Below are 1,914 nucleotides of genomic sequence, written 5' to 3' on the forward strand. Positions count from 1 at the left end.
TTTACTCTATGTTGAGGAAAGTTTCACCCAATTCACATTTATAAAATGTTATTATGCTATTAGTGAAAAGTATGTAAGGCACCGGAATCCAACCCCGGTGCTTATTTTTATGCGGAAAGGCGGTGAAACCAGGGTGATATATCATAAAAACAGAGAATCCTTTGTGGATGTATGTCATGGAGTGTTTGGCAGGAAGGTCATAAAATCTTCGGTGAAAGAAATCAATGCATCTAATGTAGTTCAGGAACTTGGAAAGGCTTTAGCCATTCACTGGCAGAATCGCCGGGAAATTGATTACCTCTATCATTACATGAATGGAGACCAGCCGATTCTTTACAGGGAAAAGCAGGTCCGGCCAGAGATAAAGAATAATGTGGTAGAAAATCACGCGCTGGAGATTGTGCGGTTTATGATGGCACAGAGCTTTGGGGAACCCATTCAATATGTGAGTGTCGATAAAGACGATGATAAGACACGGGAGATTGATAAACTCAATAAAATGATGGCGTCTATTGATAAGTCTTACTATGATATTCAGATTGGTGAGTGGCAGAGTAACGTCGGTACGGCTTACCGGTATAATTGGAGCAATCTATTAGCGGATAGAAGTCTTGGGGAGTGCCCTGTGGGAATCGACGTTCCGGATCCTAGAAATAATTTCGTGGTATACTCTTCAGGATTTGGCAGCAGGCCACTTATGTCAGTGTCCCAGGTGAAAGATGAAAGCAATGAGAACGCTTATTACTGCACCACGCCAAAACAAGTCTATTATGTAAAAAACGGCAAACTGATTCCAGAAAAATCCGCACCAAACGGCTATGGCCGGATTATGCTGGTGGAATTTCCAAACAATGTACGGAGACTATCTGACATAGAGATAGTCATAACCATGTTGGATGTTATTAATAAGACCCAATCAAACCGCATGGATGGTATCGAACAATTTGTGCAGGCCTTCATGAAATTCGTAAATTGCGAGATTAATGAAGATGATTTCCTTCGTATGTGCCAGTTGGGTGCAATTAAGATTAAATCCCAGCAGGGCGTACAGGCTGATGTGGATATGATTTCTAATGAGCTGAATCAGGAGCAGACGCAGGTTGCTAAGGATGATCTGTATAAAAATATACTTATTATCGAAGGTATGCCAAATCGTGAACAAAATACCGGCGGAGATACCGGACAGGCAGTATATCTACGGAATGGTTGGGATTTTGCGGAGCAGAGAGCAAAGATTGATGAGCCGGTCATTATCAAATCGGAGAAAGAGGCGCTGAAAAATGTGCTGATGATCCTCAGGACGAAACAGCTTATCAGTTCAGGCTTGAAAATTAGCGATATCGATGTGAAGATTACCCGGAACAAGACAGACAATATGTTGGTTAAGGCGCAGGCCCTTATTTATCTATTGGAAAAAGGCATACATCCAAAGATTGCCATTAAAACCTGTGACCTATGGGGCGATCCCGAAAAGGTTTATGTACAATCAAAGCCGTATCTGGACGCACTCTACAAGACAGCGCAGGGAATGCAGGAAGAAGAGGAAAGAAAGGCTGCACAATCGTTAGAACTTTCGAAGACTCAGTCTGAAAATCCGCCGAAAGGTGGTGAGTAGATGATTGAAGTTCGATGCAAGGGGAAAGGTTGCAGCCTGCTTCTTGGGGAGTTTTCAGGAAGGGGCCGAATAAAATGCCGAAAGTGTGGAGGAATTAACACCTTTGATACAGAAACCGGTGAGCATAATTTTGAATCCGGTAAAAGACACACAGATTTAAGTGAAAGAACAACTAGTAGTGGAGTAGTATTTCGTTAACGTTGTTTTATATTTTTGCATGTCCGAGCGTAAGAGGATAGGAACTATGCGGAGCGCACCGTGTTAAAAAAGTGTATGTTCTGGAAAGGAAGAAGCAATGA

2 protein-coding genes are annotated in these 1,914 nt (G+C 42.3%); both read left to right on the forward strand.

All coding sequences use genetic code 11. The features are described from left to right. Positions 1-133: 133 nt before the first annotated feature. On the forward strand, positions 134-1,615 hold the full coding sequence (locus BUA56_RS22440) for a phage portal protein (RefSeq protein WP_242946863.1): 1,482 nt from the start codon (positions 134-136) through the stop codon (positions 1,613-1,615). Next, positions 1,616-1,813: a hypothetical protein gene (locus tag BUA56_RS22880; protein WP_139249529.1), complete on the forward strand. Its 198-nt coding sequence runs from the start codon at positions 1,616-1,618 to the stop codon at positions 1,811-1,813. Positions 1,814-1,914: the final 101 nt, after the last annotated feature.

Source organism: Lactonifactor longoviformis DSM 17459 (assembly GCF_900129135.1).
GTDB classification, from domain to species: domain Bacteria; phylum Bacillota; class Clostridia; order Lachnospirales; family Lachnospiraceae; genus Lactonifactor; species Lactonifactor longoviformis.

Coding starts and splice junctions, on each gene's coding strand:
- BUA56_RS22880 (WP_139249529.1), top strand. CDS start 1,616: ATGATTGAAGTTCGATGCAAGGGGAAAGGTTGCAGCCTGCTTCTTGGG.